Here is a 21742-nt window from a genome sequence, read left to right as displayed (position 1 = left end):
GGCCATATTTTAGTATGCAACAAAGACCTAGCTGCTTAATTGTTGATGACGAAACTGACATCCGCGAATTGTTAGCGATGACGCTGGAGCGCATGGATGTTGAAACCTTTAGTGCGAGTAGCGTTGAAGAGGCCAAGGCCATGCTGAAATTACGCACTTATGCGCTATGCCTCACTGACATGCAAATGCCCAACGGCACAGGCTTAGACCTAGTTAACTATATCAATGAATTTCATTTTGGTCTGCCGGTTGCTGTAATTACCGCACACGCCAGCGCCGACAACGCAGTATGTGCGCTCAAAGCCGGTGCGTTTGACTACCTAGCCAAGCCCATCTCACTCAAGCAATTACGCCCTGTAATTGAGTCTGCACTTAAGCTCAGCGCGAGGTCCAGTCAAAGCAAACCCAATACTTTAGACATGATTGGAAATTCTGAGCCTATTCAGTATGTGCGCACCATGATTGCAAAAGTCTCGCGCAGCCAGGCACCAGTTTATATCAGCGGTGAATCCGGTAGCGGTAAAGAGTTGGCCGCGAAACTCATTCACCAGAACAGTTCGCGTGCCGATGGTGCCTTTATTGCAGTGAACTGCGGTGCGATTCCCGAAAACTTAATGGAGAGTGAGTTCTTTGGCTACAAAAAAGGAGCATTTACCGGAGCCAATCAAGACAAAGAAGGCCTATTTCAGGCTGCCAACGGCGGCACACTATTTTTAGATGAGGTCGCGGACTTGCCGCTAGCTATGCAGGTAAAGCTACTGCGGGCGATTCAAGAGAAAAAAGTGCGTATGGTAGGCGGCACGAACGAAGATGCCGTGGATGTACGCATTATTAGCGCCACGCACAAAAACTTAACCGAAATGATGGATGCAGGTCAATTTAGAAAAGACCTGTACTACCGCCTAAATGTGATTCAACTTAAGATGCCAGCACTACGCAACCGGCCTGCAGACATTCCGTTGCTTACCGAGATGCTGCTGAATAAGCTGTGTCAGGCACAGCATATTGCAACGCCTAAAATTGATGCACAAGCACAAGCGTACATTGCCAGCTTGGCATTTCCCGGCAATGTGCGTGAGTTGGAAAACATGTTAGAGCGTGCTTTAGCGCTGTGTGACGGCCAAACCATAGTTGTAGAAGACGTATTAACGGAAGGCAACCCCGACACACAGTCCATGAGTGCAAACCCAATGTTTGGCAGTAGCAATTGCAGTGAAATCAACCTGACTGACTATCTGGAAGAAATAGAGAAAAAGGCCATCATTCAGGCCTTAGATAAAACTAACCACAACAAAACCGCCGCTGCAAAACTGCTTGGCGTGACTTTCCGCACCTTACGCTACCGACTTGCCAAGTTAGGCCTGTCAAAAGAAACTGATACGGATTTAGAAGCAGATACAGAAGAAGGTTAAGCGCAGACGCAATAGCGTCATTGATTGCTGCTGCGCCGTAATCAGCACAGCAGCAACATACTCAGTTTAAGCAAGCACCAAGCATAGATAAGTTACATAAATCGCGCCATTCACCAACAGATGCCAAACGCGCAAGCCACCTTTTTGCACCAAATAGCGCAACCAGACAGCGGCGACTAGCGTTAATACTATCCCCAACAATACTTCACGGCGCGGCTCCCAAGGCGTCAGCATGATACCGATTGCCGGTAATAACGTGCCTTGGAACACCATGGCACCGGTAATATTGCCAAAAGCCAGCGTGTCTTTACCTTTACGTATCCACAAAATACTATTCACTTTTTCTGGCAGCTCTGTGGCAATAGGAATAATTAACAGTGATAGCAGCAAAGCGGAAATGCCCAGCAGGTGTGAAGCCTCTTCTACGCCGCCGATAAAGCCTTTAGCACCGCCAACCAGTAATGCCAAGCCCAAGAACAGCTGCACAAAAATAATGGCCATGTTATTAGGCAAACCAAGCTTGCATAAAAACATATCGCCGCCAGCTTCAGTCGCGTGACCATCTTCTACCAGCGCTTTTGATGCGCGCAGTGTCAACATCACGTAAACGAAGTAAATCATTACCATAGAAAAGCCTAAGCCATAGCGCACTGCACTTAGGCTATGCGGTACAAACATCGCTATCGCAGCAAAACTAAATGCGGCAATAAAAAAACTAAGGTCACGTGCCAAACCTGTACGCTCAGGGCGCAAATGTCCGTTCGTCCCTCTGCTGCGCCAAACCGACACCGCCATCAAACAGATAGAAAGCGTAGCCAACATCAGTGGCGCGCCCAAAATAGCACCTACACCGATTTCTTCATTGGTAGCAGCATTTTGCGTACCCGCTAACAGCGCCAGCAAAGGCACAGAGGTTTCTGGTAGCGCAGTGCCCACTGCCGCAAATAAAGAACCAGTCACCCCCTCAGATATGCCCAATTTTTCGCCCAAATGCTCAAGTGCGTTGGTAAACACCTCTGCCGCGATTAGAATCACGACGAGCATCAGTAACAGTTCTAAAAATACCATTTAACTTTCCTTTTTTATTTCAAGCGCCTTTTATTTCAAGCGTCACATCATTAATGTTGGCATTTTAAACTGAACTCAGCATAAAATTAGCAATGATAGAAAATTACGCGATAAATAGTGATGGTTTCGTGGCGCAGGCGCAACAAATTGCATCGCCTAACTTTGATGCCCGCCCTGAAAACGAAATCAGTTTAATCGTGATACATAACATTAGTCTGCCGCCCAGCCAATATGGCGGCAATGGGATTATTGAACTGTTCACCAATCAACTTAACCCCAATGAACACCCATATTACGCAACCATTCATACCTACAAAGTTTCTGCGCATTTTTTAATCAGGCGTGATGGCAAATTGATACAGTTTGTGTCTTGTCTAGACCGAGCTTGGCATGCAGGAAAATCTAACTGGCAAACACGTGAACGTTGTAATGATTTTTCAGTCGGAATAGAGCTTGAAGGTTCTGATTTTGAAGCTTTTGAAGAGGCGCAATACCATACCCTTAATAAATTAGTGGCATGCCTCAACAACAACTACCCGATTCAAGCTATAGTAGGGCATTCAGACATTGCACCAGATAGAAAAACCGATCCAGGCCCTTATTTTGACTGGCAAAAATTAACTCACCATCACCATTAATCACTAACCAATTTATGCAAAGATTTTTTAGCTTGACAGTATTGACGTTGCTCACCGGCATACTATTTGCCTGCGGTGCAACAGATGAAAATGCCGATAAACAGCAGGCTAATAAAAATGGCCCTAAACCCACGTTGGTGACTGTGACTACAGTGCAGAATGCGCCGGTGGAAATGACTGAAGACGGTATCGGCTCACTGGAAGGCTTGGTTGATCCGACACTAACCGCAGAAGTCGCAGCGCGAATTATCAAAGTATATGTCAGCCCAGGCGATACGGTAAAACAAGGCCAGCTCATTGCAACGCTAGACCCTACCGAGTTCAACCTGCAAGAGCGTGAAGCACAAGCTGAAGTGGCTAGAATTGAAGCACTACTCACCAACCAGACTAAAACTGTTGCCAGAAACCAGGCGCTAGTCGATAAAAAATTCATCTCGCAAAATGCGGTAGACACCAGCCTTGCGGATCAGAAAGTATTAAAAGAGCAATTAGTTGCGGCTAAAGCGCGCATCAACACTATCCGCAACAGCACGGGAAAAACTAAGATTTTTGCACCTACCGATGGTGTGGTAGAAAAGAAGATTGTAGACACTGGCGAATACGTAAAAATTGGCGACCCTATCGTACAGATTATTTCCAATAGACTGCTGCGCGCTTACATCCCGTTCCCGGAACGTGTAGGTTCACAACTAAAAGCCGACTTAAAGTTGCGGCTCACCACCCCAACCAGCAGCAACAGCGTTGAAACTGTGATTCGCGAGTTAAAACCATTGATTACAGCCAGCAATCGTAGCATTATTGTAATTGCCGACGTTAAAAATGTACCAGGCTGGCAGGCTGGAGCCAGCGTGAACGCTAGCGTGATTTTAGCTGAGCGTGCCGCGGCCATGATGGTGCCAGAACAGTGCGTAGTGCTGCGTCCGGCAGGGCAAGTGGTCTATGTGGTAAAAGGCAAGCTAGTCCAGCAAACCGTTGTAACAACAGGTGCACGCAAAAACGGACTGGTTGAAATCACCGAAGGCCTGCAAGTAAATGACGTAGTAGTAGTCGATGGGGCAGGCTTCCTGACTGACAAAGCGCCTATCAAAGTTGCCGACAAATCCGCCACACCATAAACCCAATACGCCATGACGCTACCTGAACTCTCAATTAAACGCCATGTGCTGGCCTGGATGCTATCTGGCGTCATCGTTCTGTTTGGCATTATTGCCTATAACCGAATCGGGGTAGACCGCCTGCCGGCAATCGACTTCCCCGTGATAATGGTCAACACCACCTTGCGCGGGGCGAATCCCGATGTAGTTGACACCAGCATCACCAGCGTCATTGAGTCTGCCATCAACACCACGCCGGGCATTGAACATATTCAGTCCTCGTCTTCCCCCGGTGTTTCCAGCATCAGTATTACTTTTGCTTTAGATAAAAATATTGATGTCGCCTATAACGAGGTGCAGGCCAAAGTAAATCAGGTATTACGCCGCCTGCCTGTAGATACAGACCCACCCTCCATCCAAAAAGTTGATACCAATGCGTCAGCCGTTATCTGGCTTGCATTGAGCGGTGACCGGACCATACAGCAGCTAAATCTTTATGCCAATAATGTATTAAAAAAGAAATTTGAAACGATTAACGGTGTAGGTGAAGTGTCCATCGGTGGACGCCGTGACCGCGTGATTCGCGTAAATGTAAGCCCAGAGCGCATGGCTGCTTATAAGCTGAGCGCTAATGACTTGGTGGATGCATTCAACCGCGAGCATATTCAGCTACCGGGTGGATTTCTGGTTAGCGCACAAGCAGAGCAGCTACTAAAGCTAGACCTTGAGTTTCATGACATTAAAGAACTATCCGCATTAATTGTGAGCACCAAAGATGGCGTGCCCATTCGATTAAGCGATGTAGCCAACATTGAAGACGGGCTGACTGATAATCGCCAAATCGCTCGCTACAACGGCAAACCTACTGTGGGTTTAGGCATGGTAAAAATCGCCAATGCCAATACCGTAGAAATTATTAAAGAGGTAGAACGCAGGCTGGAACAGGATATACGCCCTAACCTGCCGCCGGGGCTCAGTCTTGAGATTTCAACCAATGACTCTATTTTCATCAACCAATTAGTAGCATCACTGAAAGAGCACTTGGTAGAAGGCACCTTGTTTGCAGCCTTAATTGTGCTGATCTTTATGCGCTCGTTCAGCTCTACCGTGATGATTTGCCTGGAGATTCCTGTATCGTTACTGGGTGCAATTGCGGTCATGTATTTTGCTGGTTACACCTTCAATAGTATGACCTTACTCGCACTGCTATTACTAATCGGCGTAGTTGTAGATGATGCAATTGTGGTTCGGGAAAGCATTTTGCGCCATATGTCCGGAGAGGTGGGAGAAGTCCTGAGCCCGGCTGACCTGAAGAACCCCGCTAAAGTAGCCTTATTCCGCTCTCAAGCCACTAGACATGGTAGCAATGAGGTGGTTTTTGCCGTACTAGCCTCATCGTTATCTCTGGTTTGTATCTTTGCACCGGTAGTTTTTATGAGCGGTGTCATCGGTATGTTCTTCAAATCATTCGCCGTGGTTGTCACCTTTGGCGTACTGGTATCACTCTTCGTGTCACTCACGCTTACCCCTATGCTCTGCTCGCGCTACTTAAGCGTCACACATAAAGAAAACGCGGTGTACCGCCTCACAGGACGCGGCTTGGATTATTTGGATACGCAGTACAAAAAACTACTACACGCCACCTTGAAGCATCGTGGCTTTGTACTGATATTCACCGCCATATTTGTGGCAACATCCGGCTACCTAACACTCAAATATGTAGAAAAAGACTTTGTACCGGAATCAGACGAAAGCAGCTTTACTATTAGCCTGAAAACACCATTGGGCTCTAGCCTAGAATACACCGACTCTAGGCTACAGATGGTCGAGAGCATTTTAAAAAATCATCCAGATGAAGTAGATAGCTATTTTTCTACTATAGGCACAGGTTCACGTGGGCAGGTGAACGAAGGACGCGTGAATGTAAGGCTCAAGCCCAAAGAGCTGCGTGCAAAAAGCCAGCAAACCTTAATCAAGGCACTCAAAACGGAACTGGATCAGATTCCGGGGGCGCGCGCCATGGCAGCACCGCCTTCTGTAGTACGTGGGCAACGTTCAGAAAAACTCCAGTTCAATTTAATTGGCAACAATCTACAAGAGCTAGGCCGCATCTCCAAACTGTTACAACAAGCGCTAGGCAACAATGTCGCAATGGGTAGGGTAGATGTAGACGTACAACTTGACTTACCACAGCTCAATGTTGATATTGATCGCGCACGCGCAGCCACACTAGGCCTGAATGCACAGGAGATTGCCACAGCAATCAGCTTATATGCAGGCGGTATTAATGTTGCAAAATACAATGAAGCCGCTGGTGATGGGCAACGCTATGACATACGTATTAAAGCCGCTGAGGGTGATTTAAATAACGTACAGGATTTAAGCAAGATTTATCTGCGTAGTGAAAGCGGTGAACTGGTACGTCTAGATGCAGTTGCAACATTTAAGCAGGAGCTGGGGCCTGCAGTAATTGGTCGCTACGACCTGCAGTATGCTGTTAATTTTTATGCCAACCCAAATATGCCATTAGGCGAGGCGGTAGACTTAGTCAAAACAACTGCAGTTACTATCGTACCGCCAGAATACACATTGAGACTGACAGGACAAGCTGAAGAGTTTGGTAAAACCTTTAAAAACATACAGTTTGTATTTCTACTCGCGTTTATTTTGCTATACATGGTGCTGGCCAGCCAGTTCAACTCTTTCCTGCAACCTTTACTGGTGATGTTAGCTCAGCCACTGGCCATTATCGGCGGCCTGATTGCGCTATTAATTTCCGGTGACAGTCTCAACATGTACTCCATGATTGGCCTGGTGCTACTGATAGGTTTAGTGGCTAAAAACTCGATTCTGTTGGTAGATTTAACCAATCAGCTATTAGATAAAGTGAGAGAAAGCGGCGAAATGATTAACAAAGCACATATTAATGCAGCGTTGAGTGAGGCTTGTCCAGTGCGTCTACGCCCAGTATTAATGACTTCGCTCACCATCATATTAGCGCTACTGCCCGCAGCAATGGGCTTAGGCGCTGGCTCAGAAACCAACAAGCCATTATCTGTTGCTATTATCGGCGGCATGATTTCTTCCACCTTACTAACGTTGGTGGTGGTGCCCTCTGCCTACTCCTTGCTTATCGGCTGGGTCAGTGAACGACATGCCCGCCGCCAGCACAGTGAACCTACGCTTTAACAGCAAATTGCGCTAGGCATACTGTGTGATTAGCAAGTTAGGCACAGCTACTTAAACCCTACTGTATGCACGGTTTAAACTGGCACTTAATGTGGTGCGCCCATTGTCAGCTTCTGTACAATTAGACTGCCGATAATATCACCTTGCACATTCACGCTGGTGCGCACAGTATCCAGCAAGCGGTCTATCGGCAGTAAAATAGCAATCGCCTCAGCTGGCAGGCCTACAGACTGCAACACCATCACCATGGTTACCATGCCGGCACTAGGAATACCCGGCGCACCCATCGCGGCAATCATCGCCGTGAAAAACACTATCATTTGCTGCACTAGACTCAACTCCACGCCCATCAAGTTAGCGATAAAAATGGCGGCAATTGCCTCGTACAACGCCGTCCCGTCCATATTGATAGTGGCGCCCAGCGGCACGACAAAACCCGCGATTTCCGGCTTAACCTGCATCTGTAAGGTGGAACGCATGGTTACAGGCAAGGTAGCAGCACTGGAACTGGTTGCGAACGCAGTTAATAGCGCTTCACGGCTGCCACGAAAGAACCACAGGGGCGACTTGCCCGTCACTAAATACAAAAGCAATGGCAGTAACACCACGCCGTGCAGCAAGGTGATGCCTACAACCACTGCGGCAAACTTGGCTAAAGTATGCAGTATCGCAATATCTTGCACTGCGACCAACTTAATCAGTAACGCCATAATCCCTAGCGGTGCCAAGTACATCACCCAGCCCACTATCAGCATCGTCACGTCCAGTGCCTCTTGTAACAACTTACGCAGGTGATCAAAACGCTCACCGCCCACTACCAGAGCAACGCCTAAAATTAGTGCAAACATTACCAACGCAAGTACATCACCTTTGGCCAGAGCTGCGAATGGGTTAACAAACAAACCATGTAAAAATTGTGCGAAATACTCAGGAAGAGGCAGTTGCTTAGCCTCAAAGCCATGCATAGCATCTTGAAACATGGCCACATGCATGCCGCTACCCGGTTCGAAATAGTTCGCCGCGAGCAAACCTAAGGTGATGGCTAACGTCGTGGTTGTCACAAAATAAAGCATGGTACTCACCCATACTTTGTGCATTTGCTGATGCTGGCGCAAATTAGCAACGCCAACGGAGATAGAGCAAAACACCAAAGGCACAAGTATCATTTTAAGTAGGTCAATAAATAGTGTGCCTACTAGTCCAGCGCCATACAAACTCCCTTGCACCAGTGCATGCTGCGTCCCTAACGCCTGGAAGTACAACCCTAATCCAACACCAATGATGGATGCCAATAATATTTGCAAATTGAGGCTAGGCCACTTCATCCTGCAACGCCTTTACATAAGAAAAAAGCGCCTAGGCGCTTACTGAATAAAAAAGGGTAAGATTTTTAATCTTACCCTATCTGACTTAATCTGGCTTTAGGCTTTAACTGCTTTTGTTTTAGCCGTGCTAGCTTTTACTTTGCTCACTTTAGGCTCAACCGCGCTGTCATCTTTTGGCGCTTTAGCTACTTTAGGCTTAGGCTCTTTTTTGACAGCTGCCTTTTTAGCTTTTTTAGCCGGCACTTCTTCTGACGCTGCTTCTTCAACAACTGAAGCGGCCTCTAAAGCAGGTACAGCCTCTGCAGTAGCTTCTATCTCATTAGTTTTACTTGGCACTGGCGCAGTTGCCGCATCCAACTTCTCAAATACAGCCGCAAAGAAACCATCGGTATTATGTAAGTGCGGTAGTAGTTTCAGGTAATCACCAGTATCCAGCTCAATTTGGTGCTGCGCCAAAATCTGTGCGGCATTCAGTAATTTAAAGTCTGGGTGGGTGGCTAAGAACTGCTCTGCAATTTGCTCGTTCTCATCGCTTAACAAACTACAGGTTGCGTAAATTAAACGTCCGCCCACTTTAGTCAGCTTAGCCGCACGCGCCAGAATATTGGTCTGCTTAACATTAAGCTCAGCCACATCTTGCGGGGTTTGGCGCCATTTAAGGTCAGGATTGCGACGTAACGTGCCCAAACCGCTACATGGCGCGTCCACTAGCACACGATCAAACTTCCCGTTTAAACGTTTTAGTTTAGGGTCAGTTTCGCTACTGATTACTTGGGCATTGAGGTTGCTTAGGCCAGAACGCTTTAAACGCTGGCCTAAGTTATGTAAACGCTTTTCAGACACATCAAATGCATACAAGCGGCCGGTATTGCGCATCAGTGCACCCATTGCCAAAGTTTTACCGCCAGCACCTGCACAAAAGTCTGCCACCATCATGCCGCGTTTCACCGCAACCAAATGAGCCAATAGTTGGCTACCTTCATCCTGTACTTCAATCTTGCCTTCAGTAAACAATACGTGGCGGCCAATATTCATACGATTAGGCATACGGATACCTATCGGAGAATAAGGCGTTTTGGTCACATTGGTTTCACCAGAAGTATTTTCGGCAATAAACTTTGCCATCACGTCATCGCGCGTGCCTTTGATTGTATTCACGCGTAAATCTAACGTGGCTTGCTCATGCATGCTGCGCGCAATGGTTAAGGCTTCAGCCTCGCCGTATTGCGCTACCAGCTTATCCCATAGCCAGTCGCGCACATCAGCCTGCACCGCTAACGGCAAGTTATCGGTAGATTTAGCTTTAATCAAATGCGCCCACTCTTTTTGCTGCTCGTTCAGCATAGGCTCTAACTCACGGATACTCATGCCCTGTACGCGCAACAACCAAGCCAAAATCAGCTTACGTGCATCATCTGGGTCGTTTTCATCATTAGCTGTCACTGTGCTTAAGAAACGTAAACGACGCAATACGCCATATACACTCTCGGCTACAAATGCACGCTCTTTGGTGCCTAGGTCACGGTTATTACGGAAAAACTCACTTAACTTCGCATCAGCAGGGCTACTAAACGTTAGTAGATTAGATAAAACGATTGCAGCTTGCCGAATTAAATTAGGCGTCATATTGATTCTCTTTGTATATTTTTAATTACTTGGTAAATAGCATGGCAACATTGCCAGCGTTATTGGATACGCAACTCAGTTAAGGTTTGCTCTAGTTTGTGACCGTCTTCGTCAATCACTAAAATGCGCGCTGGTACGTAACTTTGCTCTGTGGCCAGCCACAGGTCTTTGGTCTCTGCGCCTTCATGCTCCGATGGTGTCAGGTATAGCGTTTTATACTGCATACCAGCACAATCAATAGTTTTAATGTCTGGGCTAACTTTATAGCTATATTGCTTTAGCTTTTTACCTGTTGTTACTGGTAAGGTAATCGTATTTTTTAACGATGCTCGTATAAACATGAACTGATAAGGATAGCTTGCTAAATCCTGGGTACCAGGCTTAAGCTCAGCTGTTTCTTGCTCACCCTTAATCGTCATCACCAGGCTTTTTTTCGCCCAATCAAAATCGGTGAATAATGATTTCTTTTTTTGGTTGCCCTGATGAAGCTCAAAATGGCTAGGCTTTAAACCCTGCGCCGTAATCTCACCGGTGCTGGTTAATTTACGCTCACCCAGCAACGCATATACACCAATACCCTTGGTCACACTTTCAACCGTATAGGTATTTTTACTGACCGTAAACTGCTCATGCACGTTAGCAAATGGGTCGCCATTTTTAGTCACCACGTAAGTGGCACTAATACGTTTCGGTAAGGTAAATTTTGCTGTAGCTTCTTTAGCCGGTTTGGTTTTAGAAAAAGCTGCTTGCGGCATCAACGCAAACACACCCATGCCCACAAAAAATATCACACACCATGCTTTGATTCGATTCATCACTAAAATTCCTTAATTTTAAGACACATCATGCTCAACGCATCAGCGCTACATTTGTTACACAACAAGCAGTTTTTTCTAACTGATTTAACAACAAGACTAAACAACGATAGTAGGCGCTTCGCCTGCGTTTTGTGCACGGATGTGGCCGATTTCAAACACAGTCTCACCTGAAGCCTCTAGTAGCGCTTTAGCTGCTGCAGCGTTTTCTTTTGCCATGACAATCGCCATACCGATACCGCAGTTAAATGTTTTGTACATTTCGCTCGGTACAATATTGCCCTGTGCTTGCAGCCATTGGAACAGCGGTGGCAGTTCCCAGCCTGATGCTTGAATTTCTGCGGTTAAACCTTCTGGCAATACACGTGGAATGTTTTCGGTAATACCGCCACCTGTAATGTGCGCCATGCCTTTAACCGGCATCGCTTCAATCAGTTTTAACAGAGATTTCACGTAGATGCGTGTAGGTGCCATCACCACATCTTTGAATTTTCTACCGTGGAAATCAGATTCAAAATCAATGCCTGATTTCTCAATCAATTTGCGAATGAGTGAGTAACCGTTTGAGTGCGCACCACTTGAAGCCAAGCCTAATACCACGTCACCTGCAGCAATGGTAGTGCCGTTAATCAAATTAGCTTTATCTACACAGCCTACTGCAAAACCTGCCAAGTCGTATTCGCCCGCTGGGTACATGCCTGGCATTTCTGCAGTTTCACCTCCCACCAATGCACAGCCAGATTGCTCGCAGCCTTCGGCAATGCCCTTAATCACTTGTGCTGCAACGCCAACTTCCAGCTTGCCGCATGCAAAGTAATCTAGGAAAAATAGTGGCTCTGCGCCTTGCACCAAAATATCATTAACGCTCATGGCTACCAAGTCGATACCCACAGTATCGTGCTTATTGAGCTCAAACGCTAATTTAAGCTTAGTACCCACGCCGTCGGTACCAGATACCAAGATTGGCTCTTTAAATTTTTGCGGCACCGCAAACAATGAGCCAAAACCACCAATACCGCCTAATACTTCTGGACGCATGGTACGTTTGGCAAACGGCTTAATTTGTTCAACTAATGCATCACCCGCTTCAATATCCACTCCGGCATCGCGGTAGCTAATTGAAGTTTTATCTGAATTATTGGCGCTCAAGGGGGTTCTCGCTTTCTACAAAAAGTGTGTTCTATCGTTATAATGTTATTTTAACCGAAATGCTTAGTTATCTGAAATGTTGCAAGCCTCAAAACGCAGGCTTTTCCAAAACAGCCTCACTTTACTGAAAGCGCAGAATGAACAAACACACTAATACCGTTTGGCTGGTCGCTGTTTTATCAGTGTTTGGCATCATTTACCTGCTTGGCCCAATCTTGACTCCATTCCTGATCGCCGCAATCTTGGCCTACATTGCCAACCCACTAGTGGGTAAAATCGAAGCAATTCAATTCAATAGCAAGCGTGCTAAATTTTCATTTAAACTCAGCCGCACCATCGCTACTTTGCTAGTGCTGTTATTTTTGTTCGCGGTGCTGATTATCATCATGCTCATCATGATTCCGCTGTTGCAGCATGAGTTTGTGCAACTATCGCAAAAAATCCCCGTGTATTTGAACGCAGCCAAAACCAACCTCGAACCTTGGCTACAGAAAAACTTTGGAGTTAGTGCAGAAATCGATCCTGCACAGATTCAGGCTATCCTCACCGAAAACTGGAAAACAACAGGCAATTTTGCCAAAAACATTGCACTTAGTGTGAGCAGTCATGGCATGACAGTGATTGGCTGGCTAGGCAACTTGATCCTCATCCCACTCGTGCTGTTCTATTTGCTGGTGGATTGGAATATTTTGCTACAAAAAACCAGCGCTTTATTACCACGCTCACTTTTAGGTAAAACCCAAGAAATTGCCGCAGACATTGATGCGGTACTCGCTGAGTTTTTACGCGGGCAGCTGACTGTCATGCTATTAATGAGCGTTTTCTACGCCGTGGGCTTATGGTTGGTTGGCTTGGAATTTGCGCTGCCCATCGGTATATTATCTGGCTTGCTAGGGTTTATCCCTTACTTAGGCTTTGGCTTAGGCCTTACATTGGCGGTTATTTCCGGCGTGCTGCAGTTTGGTAGCCTCCATGACTTAATCCCGCTATTGATAGTGTTTGGCATGGGACAGCTGTTGGAAAGCATGGCACTCACTCCGTGGCTGGTGGGGGACCGCATTGGCCTGCACCCGCTAGTAGTGATTTTTGCACTGATGGCTGGCGGCCAGCTATTTGGCTTTGCTGGCGTATTGCTAGCGCTACCGGTATCTGCCGCGATTGCGGTAGGCTTCAGACACGCCAAACAAAAATATCTTAGCAGTCACTTTTACTTAGGTTAGCAGTATGAACAGCACGGATCTTCATTACAAATCCCCAACTAAGCAATTATTGCTGGACATTCAGCCGCTGCCGCCACCTAGCCTAGATAACTTTATTGAGGGACAAAATGCAGAAGCGCTATACAGCCTAAAGCAAGCACTCACTCACGCTGAAGAGGCACGCTTTATTTACCTATGGGGTGCGCAGGGTAGCGGAAAGTCACACCTACTGCACGCATGTGAGCGCATGGCTAAGCAATCGAATCTGCCCCTATTTATTGCAGATGACACGCACACTTTAGATGAAGAAGCGCAAATCGCACTGTTCGATCAGTTCAACCAATTGCGTGCTTCTGGCGGCATTTTAATTTCTAGCGGCATTGCAGCCCCTACGCAAATGCAGTTACGTGATGACTTAGCCACCAGGCTAGCATGGGGCTTGGTGTACCAACTACACCCACTCACCGATGAAGAAAAAGCCCAAGCGCTGAGAACGCACGCCACAGAACGCGGCATGAAATTGCCGGATGAAGTGGTGGAGTACTGCCTGCGCTACCTGCGCCGCGACTTACCAACATTGATGGCGGTATTGGATGCGCTGGATGTGTGGTCGCTCACCGAGAAAAAACCGGTGACCGTGCCTATGTTAAAGAAATTGCTGCAGCACAACCTTGAAGCCTAGCTTGGCGCCACGCCTAATATTTGATTAGGCACTCGCGTTTCTCCTAAGTATACGAGCCTATCGCGACTATGCCATTTTTCGCTAAGCCCAACATACTGTAAAATCACACTATTGGCAGATAAACACTCCCCTTATTAAAGTGACCACACATGTTACGTATTACTGAAATCAAACTCCCGATTGAAAACGCACAATCGCTGATACACCAAACCGATGAAATTAAAGCAGCCTTGCTTAAACGCTTAGAAATTCCTGAAAGCGACTTAATTCATTTTGATATTTTTAAGCGCGGTGTAGACGCGCGTAAATCGCACGCAATTTTGTATGTGTACAGCCTGGATGTGGAGGTGAAGAACGAAGAAAAGATTCTCGCCAAGTTCCGCAAAGATGCGCACATTAAACCAGCACCAGATACCAGTTATAAATTTGTGGCTACCACCGAGATTGCACCACAGGCCAGGCCAGTGATTGTAGGTTTTGGCCCTGCCGGCATTTTTGCTGCGCTGATCTTGGCGCAGGGCGGCTTTAAGCCAATAGTACTGGAGCGTGGCAAAGAAGTGCGTAAGCGTACACAAGACACATGGGGCTTATGGCGTAAAAGTACGCTTAATCCTGAATCCAACGTGCAATTTGGTGAAGGTGGTGCTGGCACGTTCTCTGACGGTAAGCTTTATAGCCAGATTAAAGACCCTAAACACTATGGTCGCAAGGTGATTCAAGAGTTTGTAAAGGCTGGTGCGCCAGAAGAAATCATGTACGTCAGCCACCCGCACATCGGTACCTTCCGCTTAGTGGGCATGGTAGAGGAAATGCGTAAAACCATTACCGAGCTAGGCGGTGAAATCCGCTTTGAGAGCCGTGTTGATGACATTGAAATCGAAAACAATCAGGTGCAAGCCGTGGTGCTGCAAACTGGTGAGCGCCTCGCTACTAACCACTTGGTGCTGGCAGTAGGGCACAGCGCACGCGATACGTTTGAAATGGTTCATAAACGCGGCATTTATATAGAGGCCAAACCGTTCTCGATTGGCTTCCGCATTGAGCACCCACAATCCATCATCGATAAAGCCAGATACGGTAGGAGCTACAGTGAGGACTTACTCACCAAGCTTGGCGCAGCTGATTACAAGCTAGTGCATCATGCTAAAAACGGCCGTTCAGTTTACAGCTTCTGTATGTGCCCAGGCGGCACGGTGGTGGCTGCAGCATCTGAGCCTAACCGCGTGGTAACTAACGGCATGAGCCAATATAGCCGCAATGAGCGTAATGCCAATGCCGGGATTGTAGTAGGCATTACGCCGGAGCAAGATTACCCAGGCCATCCGCTGGCCGGTATGGAATTGCAGCGCCAATTGGAAAGTCAGGCATTCATCGCCGGTGGCAGTAACTACCATGCACCGGGGCAGTTAATCGGTGACTTTTTGCAAAACCAGCCATCTACCCAGTTTGGTGAAGTAACGCCGTCTTACAAGCCTGGCGTACACCTTACCAATCTAGCATCCGTATTACCAGAGTTTGCCATTACCGCTATCCGCGAGGCCATCCCAGAGTTTGCAAAACAGGTAAAAGGGTTTGACTTGGCCGACGGCGTACTCACAGGTGTGGAAACGCGTACGTCCAGCCCTATCCGTATCAAGCGTGATGATGACAGCCTAGAAAGCATTAACACCAAAGGTTTATACCCTTGTGGCGAAGGTGCCGGCTATGCAGGCGGAATTTTATCGGCGGGGGTTGATGGCATCAAAGTAGCAGAGGCGGTAGCACTTAGCATCACTGGCGCTCGCTAGCGGCAATATCCATATGGATACTTTCATGTAGCACAAGTTGGGCGTACACTGATTATTCTAACTGTTTAGTTAGCTGACTTTTTGGTCAGTGTTCACCCAAGGAGCTACAAGATGAAAGCTAACATTTGCGGAGCCGAACGCGCCGTGCGTATTATTGCTGGGCTTGCCTTAATCGCATGGGCATTATTTGCAAACGGTCCAGTTTGGGCTTGGATTGGTGTAGTGCCGTTAGTGACTGGGCTGATTAACTATTGCCCCGCCTACGGTATATTTGGCATTAGCACATGCAAAACCAAACACGAATAAATAAAAAGGCGGCTCGAAAGCCGCCTTTTTTATTGCTCGCTACCCTTATTGCCTAATCAGATAATCAAATGCGCCGAGTGAAGCTTTTGCACCTTCACCCATAGCAATAATGATTTGCTTGTAAGGCGTAGTCGTCACATCGCCAGCGGCAAATACGCCTGGTAGCGATGTAGCATTGTGGTGATTCACCTCTACTTCGCCGTACTTGCTTAGGTTTACACTACCTTTTAACCAATCACTATTTGGAATTAAACCAATCTGTACAAACACGCCATCTAACGCTAAATGCTTAGACTCACCTGTTACACGGTCGGTATAGGTCAATCCATTCATCTTGTTACCGTCGCCAGTGACTTCTGTGGTTTGCGCACTGGTAATGACGGTAACGTTGCTTAATGTACGTAGTTTTTTCTGTAACACGGCATCTGCTTTTAACTCAGTATCAAACTGTAGCAAGGTCACATGGCCTACAAAATTGGCTAAATCGATAGCGGCCTCTACCCCTGAGTTACCACCACCCACCACGGCTACTGGTTTGCCTTTAAATAACGGGCCATCGCAATGTGGGCAATAAGCAACGCCTTTGCCTCGGTATTCTTTTTCACCCGGCACATTTAGCTCGCGCCAGCGCGCACCAGTGGCAAGAATCACCGATTTACTTCTTAAAGTTGCGCCGCTTTCCAACTTCAACTCGATTAAATCTTCGTTCTTGTTGCCGTGTTTACCAGGCTCAGTTAAAGCAACCGCACGCTGTAAATTCATGATTTCTACATCATAGCTTTTCACATGCTCTTCCAGCGCCATCACTAATTTTGGCCCTTCCGTTTCTTTCACAGAAATAAAGTTCTCAATACCTAAAGTATCCATGACCTGGCCACCGAAACGTTCTGCCACAATGCCGGTACGTATACCTTTACGTGCCGCATAGATAGCTGCTGATGCACCAGCCGGGCCACCGCCCACCACCAACACATCAAAAGGCGCTTGCGCTTCTAATTTTTTCGCTTCACGCGCTACCGCACCAAGGTCGATTTTTGGCAGAATTTCATCTAGCTCCATACGGCCTGCACCAAACACTTCACCATTTAAGTAAGTGGTTGGTACGGACATAATGTCTCTGGCTTTTACTTCGTCCTGATATAGCGCACCATCAATCATCACATGCGTAATGTTGGGGTTAATCACTGCCATCATATTCATGGCCTGCACTACGTCTGGGCAGTTATGGCAGCTCAGTGATATGTAAGTCTCAAAGTGAAAGCTGCCTTCAATTGCCGCGATTTGTGCAATTTTTTCAGCCTCTAGCTTCATCGGGTGACCGCCGGTGTGAAGCAGCGCCAACACTAAAGAGGTAAATTCATGGCCCATAGGAATACCGGCAAAACGCACGCCTACCGCTTTATGCGCTTCGGTATGAGCTGCACCACGTTTTACAGCAAATGAAGGTTTACGCGCATCATCTTCCATGGTTAGCGTAATTTTGTCTGACATGCTCGCGATTTCTTCCAGCAGTTCACGCATCTCTTGCGCTGCTGGCGTTTCATCTAATGATGCAGCCAGTACGATAGGCTCACGCAACATCTGTAAATAGGTTTGCAATTGGGTTTTGATACCAGTTTCTAATGCCATGATTGCTCTCTTCTTTAAATTCTCATCTGGCTACGACGTAACGCAACCGGGTTTTACTTAAAATAAAGGCATTATCTTTTGAATAATGCCCTTGTAATTTCACTGCGCCAAGAGATGTTTGCTCGTTAGCGCAGTTATTGCTTTGCTTAAACCAATAATTAGATCTTGCCTACTAGGTCTAATGATGGAGTGATTGTTTGAGCACCTTCTTGCCATTTAGCTGGGCAAACTTGGCCTGGGTTAGCTGCTGTGAATTGTGCAGCTTTTAATTTACGTAGTGTTTCTTTTACATCACGTGCGATTTCGTTGCTGTGCACTTCAACAGTTTTAATCACGCCTTCTGGGTTGATCACGAAAGTACCGCGCAATGCTAGGCCTTCTGCGTCGATATGCACGTCAAATGCACGTGTCAATTGGTGTGTTGGGTCACCCACTAATGGGAATTTTGCTTTACCAACTGCTGGTGATGTTTCGTGCCAAACTTTGTGTGAGAAATGCGTATCGGTTGTTACGATGTACACTTCTGCACCTGCTTTTTGGAACTCAGCATAGTTGTCAGCAGCATCTTCAACTTCGGTTGGGCAGTTAAAAGTAAATGCAGCTGGCATAAAAATCACCACTGACCATTTACCCTTCATGGTTACATCGCTCACTTCAACAAATTTACCATTGTGGAAAGCTTCTGTTTTGAATGGTTGTACTTGTGTATTAATTAATGACATCGTTTTTTCCTATCTATTGATTAAAAAATTGATTAATAGAACTATAAATTCATGATTTGAATTATAGAGATAAATTTTAATAAATCCAATATATCATTTTAATGATTATGATAAGTTATATTTATCAAAAGCTGACTACAAGAAACATCGGTATCGCAACTGCTGTGAATAAACTGAATGAAATGAAGATGCGTCGCTAACTTAAGCCGGCGTCACTGCAATACTTTGCGTGGCACTTTCACCCAGATTGTCATGCCAGGTCACTTCAACCACATCACCCACCTTGGCGCCTTTTAGTCTAAAGGTTAAATATGGATTTTTAGCAATTCCCGTACCCCACTGCGCCTCTATCACCGGCTTTCCATTTAAGGTGGCCGTCAACAGCTGCACAAAATGCGCGGGCACTAATTGGTCATGGTCATCTTTTCTGCGCCCGGTTTCCATCGGGTGGCTCATCAACACTTTAACTTCGGTGTAGTCGCCCTTCAGTTGGGCGCGCATTTTCATGTTGTTATCCATGTAAACTCCTTAGTGCGCACTAGTATGCTTGTGTCGAATCATATTGAGCAGCATTAGCCGCAGCCGTTTTCTAACACGATAATATTTTTACTGCGTGTGAAATATTGCGCACCTGATTTCACAATAATTTTCAGGTCTGAGGTCTCAGCCATTTTAATGCGTGTGATCACAAACGGCTCTGCGCCATTACTGAACATAAAGTTAGCAATCAGCGGCGTAGGGTTATGTTCTACCAAAATCGCAATCGCCTCTGTATTCTCAATTTTGCTGTGTACTTCCACCTGAACGATAGCGCCATTCTCGGCGCGATCTGGCGCAATAATCACGATATCTTGCGTTGGAATTTCGGCACTGATATTTAACGAGCGCGTTGAGTCATTGATTTTTACCGCCTCAAACGCGGTTTTATTCCATAAAGCGGCCCATACCTTAAGCGGCGCTAACGCAATCAAAGTAAGCATTCCCAACAAAAAAGTTCTGCGCTGCATGTCACCCCCTACAGTTTTGCTTTTTTCTCATCACCCATCATTTGCCTGAGCTGCCTTAAGCGTGCCTCAACAATTGATTGCTGATAAAAATCGCCATCATTCGCTTTCGCCGCTAAATCCATCTGCTCGATGGCACGCGCAAGGTCATATTTTCGATAATAAGCCTCACTCTGCGCTTGATGGCTCAGTAGCACTTTATTCTGCATAGTGTACGCCTTAGCCAGCAAGTCGTACAAATAAGCATCATTAGGATATAAACCCTGCTTGGATTTCACCAACTGGATAGCCTGCTCTGCCTGCCTAGTGGCGAGATAATGCTCGGCATAGCCATAAATCAGAGCGCGACTACCTGGAAAAATCCTTAACGCTGAAGCATATTTCTCGGCCGCAGCGGCAGGTTTATCTCTAGCCACTTCTAAACGCGCTGCCAAGCTCTCTATCATAGGGTGTGGCGTAGCGTTCTTCTTAAGCCAAGCCAACTCTTTTTCCGCCTGTGCCCAAGCACTTTTACGCAACAACGCCACAGCTAAGCCATAATGCTCTGCTGCTGCATTGGCATAACACTGCTCGCGAATATTTTGCTCAAATAAATCAATTGCAGCCTGATCGCCACCCTGCAGCGCACGCAGTTTGGCTTTCACATACTGAAACTCCACACTATCAGTCACTTGCTTGTAGTGCATTTGCTCTACACGGTTAGCCACATCTGCAATACGTTCAGTGGTTAATGGGTGAGTACGCAAAAAGCTAGGGGCACTGCCCTCAGCAAAGCGCGAACCACGCTGCAAGGTTTTAAAGAACTCAGGCATGGCACGTACATCAAAACCACCTGAATCTAAAATCTGCAAACCGATACGGTCAGCCTCACGCTCGTGCTCACGGGTGTAATCCAGCTGATTCTGCACTCCTATTGCAGAAGACGCCGTGAGCGCACCGGTCGCCAACTGTGGATTAGACCTTGCCACTAACAATGCCAACGCAATGCCGGCTAAGTTCTTAAATGTATCGTACTTTTGCGAAGCTAACATACGCGCCAGATGCCGCTGCGTTACGTGGCCAATTTCATGGCCAAGCACGCTTGCAAGCTCTGATTCACTGGTTGCCGCTAAAATTAAGCCCGTATGCACACCAATCACTCCACCAGGCATAGCAAATGCGTTGATTGATGGGTCCTGCACCACAAAGAAGTTAAAGGTCTGCCGCTTATCTGGACCATTCGCTACTAATTTTCCACCCAAGGCCTGCAAGTAGTCAGACACTTCTACGTCATTCAGCACTTCATCACTCACCGCCACCTGGCGCATAATCTGCTCGGCGATTTCCTGCTCTTGCAGGGGTGAAAGTACTGTGGCTGAAACATCGCCTAAATCTGGCAACTCATTCGCGATTGCGGGATATGCATGCGCAACAGATACAACTAATAATATAATGGTAGGTAAAGTTAATTTCATCATTACTATGATAACGTTTGTAGTTGAATGTTTCATAATTCTGCGCAAATTATCCGCTATCAACCTATGCATTTCAACATAGCAGCACCCTAGATACAGAGACCTTCAAAATGACAAACCCACTTACGCACTTTGATCAAAATGGCCAAGCACATATGGTAGACATTGGCGAAAAAGCTGAAACGCATCGCATTGCCGTTGCCACAGGCATCATCAGCATGCTGCCGACAACTTTAGCCTTGATTCAAAGCGGCACCAGCAAAAAAGGGGATGTGCTCGGTATTGCCAGAATTGCAGCAATTCAGGCCGCCAAGAAAACCTCAGATCTTATCCCGCTATGCCACCCTATTTTTCTCACACGTATTGCGGTTAGCTTTGAGGTAAACGAGGCACAATCTAGCATTAGCTGTACAGTCACTTCTGAAACCTATGGCAAAACAGGCGTAGAAATGGAAGCACTGACCGCAGTGAGTGTGTGCTTACTCACCATTTACGACATGTGCAAAGCGGCTGATCGTGGCATGGTGATTTCTGAGATTAAACTGCTAGAAAAACAAGGTGGGAAATCTGGGCATTGGACGGCTGAAAAGTAAGCACCAGCAAAAGCGTGACAAAAACAAAGACTGGCAACACCGCACCCGCA

At 46.7% G+C, this 21742-nt stretch carries 19 protein-coding genes; 9 read left to right on the top strand and 10 right to left on the bottom strand.

Annotated features, from left to right (window positions below; translation table 11 throughout):
- Nucleotides 1-14 precede the first annotated feature (14 nt).
- Nucleotides 15-1412, top strand: a complete 1398-nt coding sequence (locus tag VGD82_RS00710; RefSeq protein WP_331018557.1) for a sigma-54 dependent transcriptional regulator — start codon at nucleotides 15-17, stop codon at nucleotides 1410-1412.
- Nucleotides 1413-1478: 66 nt separating this feature from the next.
- On the opposite strand, the gene VGD82_RS00705 is transcribed toward VGD82_RS00710, so the two are convergent.
- Nucleotides 1479-2480, bottom strand: a complete 1002-nt coding sequence (locus VGD82_RS00705; protein WP_331018556.1) for a sodium:calcium antiporter — start codon at nucleotides 2478-2480, stop codon at nucleotides 1479-1481.
- 92 nt (nucleotides 2481-2572) lie between these two features.
- Here VGD82_RS00705 and ampD point away from each other — a divergent pair, with 92 nt between their 5' ends.
- Genes ampD through VGD82_RS00690 form a run of 3 tightly spaced genes read left to right on the top strand, consistent with a single transcriptional unit; the run spans nucleotide 2573 to nucleotide 7401 of the window.
- Nucleotides 2573-3118 (top strand): 1,6-anhydro-N-acetylmuramyl-L-alanine amidase AmpD, encoded by a 546-nt coding sequence (ampD, locus tag VGD82_RS00700; RefSeq protein ID WP_331018555.1) that lies wholly within the window; start codon nucleotides 2573-2575, stop codon nucleotides 3116-3118.
- Between the two features lie 32 nt (nucleotides 3119-3150).
- Nucleotides 3151-4233, top strand: a complete 1083-nt coding sequence (locus VGD82_RS00695) for an efflux RND transporter periplasmic adaptor subunit (RefSeq protein ID WP_331018554.1) — start codon at nucleotides 3151-3153, stop codon at nucleotides 4231-4233.
- Between the two features lie 12 nt (nucleotides 4234-4245).
- Nucleotides 4246-7401 carry an efflux RND transporter permease subunit gene (locus VGD82_RS00690; RefSeq protein WP_331018553.1) on the top strand — a complete coding sequence of 1052 codons (3156 nt, stop codon included), beginning with the start codon at nucleotides 4246-4248 and terminating at the stop codon, nucleotides 7399-7401.
- A gap of 86 nt (nucleotides 7402-7487) precedes the next feature.
- On the opposite strand, the gene VGD82_RS00685 is transcribed toward VGD82_RS00690, so the two are convergent.
- The 4 genes from VGD82_RS00685 to purM form a co-directional block, all read right to left on the bottom strand.
- Nucleotides 7488-8726 carry a dicarboxylate/amino acid:cation symporter gene (locus VGD82_RS00685; protein WP_331018552.1) on the bottom strand — a complete coding sequence of 413 codons (1239 nt, stop codon included), beginning with the start codon at nucleotides 8724-8726 and terminating at the stop codon, nucleotides 7488-7490.
- Between the two features lie 96 nt (nucleotides 8727-8822).
- The gene (locus VGD82_RS00680; RefSeq protein WP_331018551.1) at nucleotides 8823-10352 is read right to left on the bottom strand and encodes an RsmB/NOP family class I SAM-dependent RNA methyltransferase; all 1530 of its coding nucleotides are present in this window, start codon (nucleotides 10350-10352) and stop codon (nucleotides 8823-8825) included.
- A 59-nt stretch (nucleotides 10353-10411) separates the two neighbouring features.
- Nucleotides 10412-11167 (bottom strand): DUF3108 domain-containing protein, encoded by a 756-nt coding sequence (locus tag VGD82_RS00675; RefSeq protein ID WP_331018550.1) that lies wholly within the window; start codon nucleotides 11165-11167, stop codon nucleotides 10412-10414.
- A 99-nt stretch (nucleotides 11168-11266) separates the two neighbouring features.
- On the bottom strand, nucleotides 11267-12316 hold the full coding sequence (purM, locus tag VGD82_RS00670) for a phosphoribosylformylglycinamidine cyclo-ligase (protein ID WP_331018549.1): 1050 nt from the start codon (nucleotides 12314-12316) through the stop codon (nucleotides 11267-11269).
- 137 nt (nucleotides 12317-12453) lie between these two features.
- Between purM and VGD82_RS00665 the strand changes: the two genes are divergently transcribed.
- The 4 genes from VGD82_RS00665 (at nucleotide 12454) to VGD82_RS00650 (ending at nucleotide 16290) form a co-directional block, all read left to right on the top strand.
- A complete protein-coding gene (locus VGD82_RS00665) occupies nucleotides 12454-13536 on the top strand; it encodes an AI-2E family transporter (RefSeq protein WP_331018548.1) in 1083 nt (360 codons plus the stop codon).
- 4 nt (nucleotides 13537-13540) lie between these two features.
- Nucleotides 13541-14197: an HdaA/DnaA family protein gene (locus VGD82_RS00660; RefSeq protein ID WP_331018547.1), complete on the top strand. Its 657-nt coding sequence runs from the start codon at nucleotides 13541-13543 to the stop codon at nucleotides 14195-14197.
- Nucleotides 14198-14346: 149 nt separating this feature from the next.
- A complete protein-coding gene (locus tag VGD82_RS00655; RefSeq protein WP_331018546.1) occupies nucleotides 14347-15984 on the top strand; it encodes an NAD(P)/FAD-dependent oxidoreductase in 1638 nt (545 codons plus the stop codon).
- Between the two features lie 111 nt (nucleotides 15985-16095).
- Nucleotides 16096-16290: a DUF2892 domain-containing protein gene (locus tag VGD82_RS00650; RefSeq protein WP_331018545.1), complete on the top strand. Its 195-nt coding sequence runs from the start codon at nucleotides 16096-16098 to the stop codon at nucleotides 16288-16290.
- A 45-nt stretch (nucleotides 16291-16335) separates the two neighbouring features.
- On the opposite strand, the gene ahpF is transcribed toward VGD82_RS00650, so the two are convergent.
- The 5 genes from ahpF to VGD82_RS00625 form a co-directional block, all read right to left on the bottom strand.
- Nucleotides 16336-17919 carry an alkyl hydroperoxide reductase subunit F gene (ahpF, locus tag VGD82_RS00645; protein WP_331018544.1) on the bottom strand — a complete coding sequence of 528 codons (1584 nt, stop codon included), beginning with the start codon at nucleotides 17917-17919 and terminating at the stop codon, nucleotides 16336-16338.
- Between the two features lie 158 nt (nucleotides 17920-18077).
- Complete coding sequence (gene ahpC, locus VGD82_RS00640) at nucleotides 18078-18641, bottom strand: alkyl hydroperoxide reductase subunit C (protein WP_331018543.1); 564 nt, start codon at nucleotides 18639-18641, stop codon at nucleotides 18078-18080.
- A gap of 201 nt (nucleotides 18642-18842) precedes the next feature.
- On the bottom strand, nucleotides 18843-19160 hold the full coding sequence (soxZ, locus tag VGD82_RS00635; RefSeq protein ID WP_331018542.1) for a thiosulfate oxidation carrier complex protein SoxZ: 318 nt from the start codon (nucleotides 19158-19160) through the stop codon (nucleotides 18843-18845).
- Between the two features lie 53 nt (nucleotides 19161-19213).
- Complete coding sequence (locus VGD82_RS00630) at nucleotides 19214-19648, bottom strand: thiosulfate oxidation carrier protein SoxY (protein ID WP_331018541.1); 435 nt, start codon at nucleotides 19646-19648, stop codon at nucleotides 19214-19216.
- Between the two features lie 8 nt (nucleotides 19649-19656).
- A complete protein-coding gene (locus tag VGD82_RS00625; RefSeq protein ID WP_414684446.1) occupies nucleotides 19657-21102 on the bottom strand; it encodes a M48 family metalloprotease in 1446 nt (481 codons plus the stop codon).
- Nucleotides 21103-21209: 107 nt separating this feature from the next.
- On the opposite strand from VGD82_RS00625, the gene moaC reads away from it, so the two are divergent.
- Complete coding sequence (gene moaC, locus VGD82_RS00620; protein ID WP_331018540.1) at nucleotides 21210-21692, top strand: cyclic pyranopterin monophosphate synthase MoaC; 483 nt, start codon at nucleotides 21210-21212, stop codon at nucleotides 21690-21692.
- Nucleotides 21693-21742 lie beyond the last annotated feature (50 nt).

Source organism: Methylotenera sp. (assembly GCF_036401095.1).
Lineage (GTDB): Bacteria > Pseudomonadota > Gammaproteobacteria > Burkholderiales > Methylophilaceae > Methylotenera.
The sequence above is the reverse complement of the archived record's forward strand: the minus strand, read 5'-3'. Positions and strand labels throughout refer to the sequence as shown.

Bases quoted from the DNA above. Each gene is read 5' to 3' on its own strand.
- VGD82_RS00710 (WP_331018557.1), top strand. From the start codon at position 15: ATGCAACAAAGACCTAGCTGCTTAATTGTTGATGACGAAACTGACATC.
- VGD82_RS00705 (WP_331018556.1), bottom strand. From the start codon at position 2,480: ATGGTATTTTTAGAACTGTTACTGATGCTCGTCGTGATTCTAATCGCG.
- ampD (WP_331018555.1), top strand. From the start codon at position 2,573: ATGATAGAAAATTACGCGATAAATAGTGATGGTTTCGTGGCGCAGGCG.
- VGD82_RS00690 (WP_331018553.1), top strand. From the start codon at position 4,246: ATGACGCTACCTGAACTCTCAATTAAACGCCATGTGCTGGCCTGGATG.
- VGD82_RS00685 (WP_331018552.1), bottom strand. From the start codon at position 8,726: ATGAAGTGGCCTAGCCTCAATTTGCAAATATTATTGGCATCCATCATT.
- VGD82_RS00680 (WP_331018551.1), bottom strand. From the start codon at position 10,352: ATGACGCCTAATTTAATTCGGCAAGCTGCAATCGTTTTATCTAATCTA.
- VGD82_RS00675 (WP_331018550.1), bottom strand. From the start codon at position 11,167: ATGAATCGAATCAAAGCATGGTGTGTGATATTTTTTGTGGGCATGGGT.
- VGD82_RS00665 (WP_331018548.1), top strand. From the start codon at position 12,454: ATGAACAAACACACTAATACCGTTTGGCTGGTCGCTGTTTTATCAGTG.
- VGD82_RS00660 (WP_331018547.1), top strand. From the start codon at position 13,541: ATGAACAGCACGGATCTTCATTACAAATCCCCAACTAAGCAATTATTG.
- VGD82_RS00655 (WP_331018546.1), top strand. From the start codon at position 14,347: ATGTTACGTATTACTGAAATCAAACTCCCGATTGAAAACGCACAATCG.
- VGD82_RS00650 (WP_331018545.1), top strand. From the start codon at position 16,096: ATGAAAGCTAACATTTGCGGAGCCGAACGCGCCGTGCGTATTATTGCT.
- ahpF (WP_331018544.1), bottom strand. From the start codon at position 17,919: ATGGCATTAGAAACTGGTATCAAAACCCAATTGCAAACCTATTTACAG.
- ahpC (WP_331018543.1), bottom strand. From the start codon at position 18,641: ATGTCATTAATTAATACACAAGTACAACCATTCAAAACAGAAGCTTTC.
- soxZ (WP_331018542.1), bottom strand. From the start codon at position 19,160: ATGGATAACAACATGAAAATGCGCGCCCAACTGAAGGGCGACTACACC.
- VGD82_RS00630 (WP_331018541.1), bottom strand. From the start codon at position 19,648: ATGCAGCGCAGAACTTTTTTGTTGGGAATGCTTACTTTGATTGCGTTA.
- VGD82_RS00625 (WP_414684446.1), bottom strand. From the start codon at position 21,102: ATGATGAAATTAACTTTACCTACCATTATATTATTAGTTGTATCTGTT.
- moaC (WP_331018540.1), top strand. From the start codon at position 21,210: ATGACAAACCCACTTACGCACTTTGATCAAAATGGCCAAGCACATATG.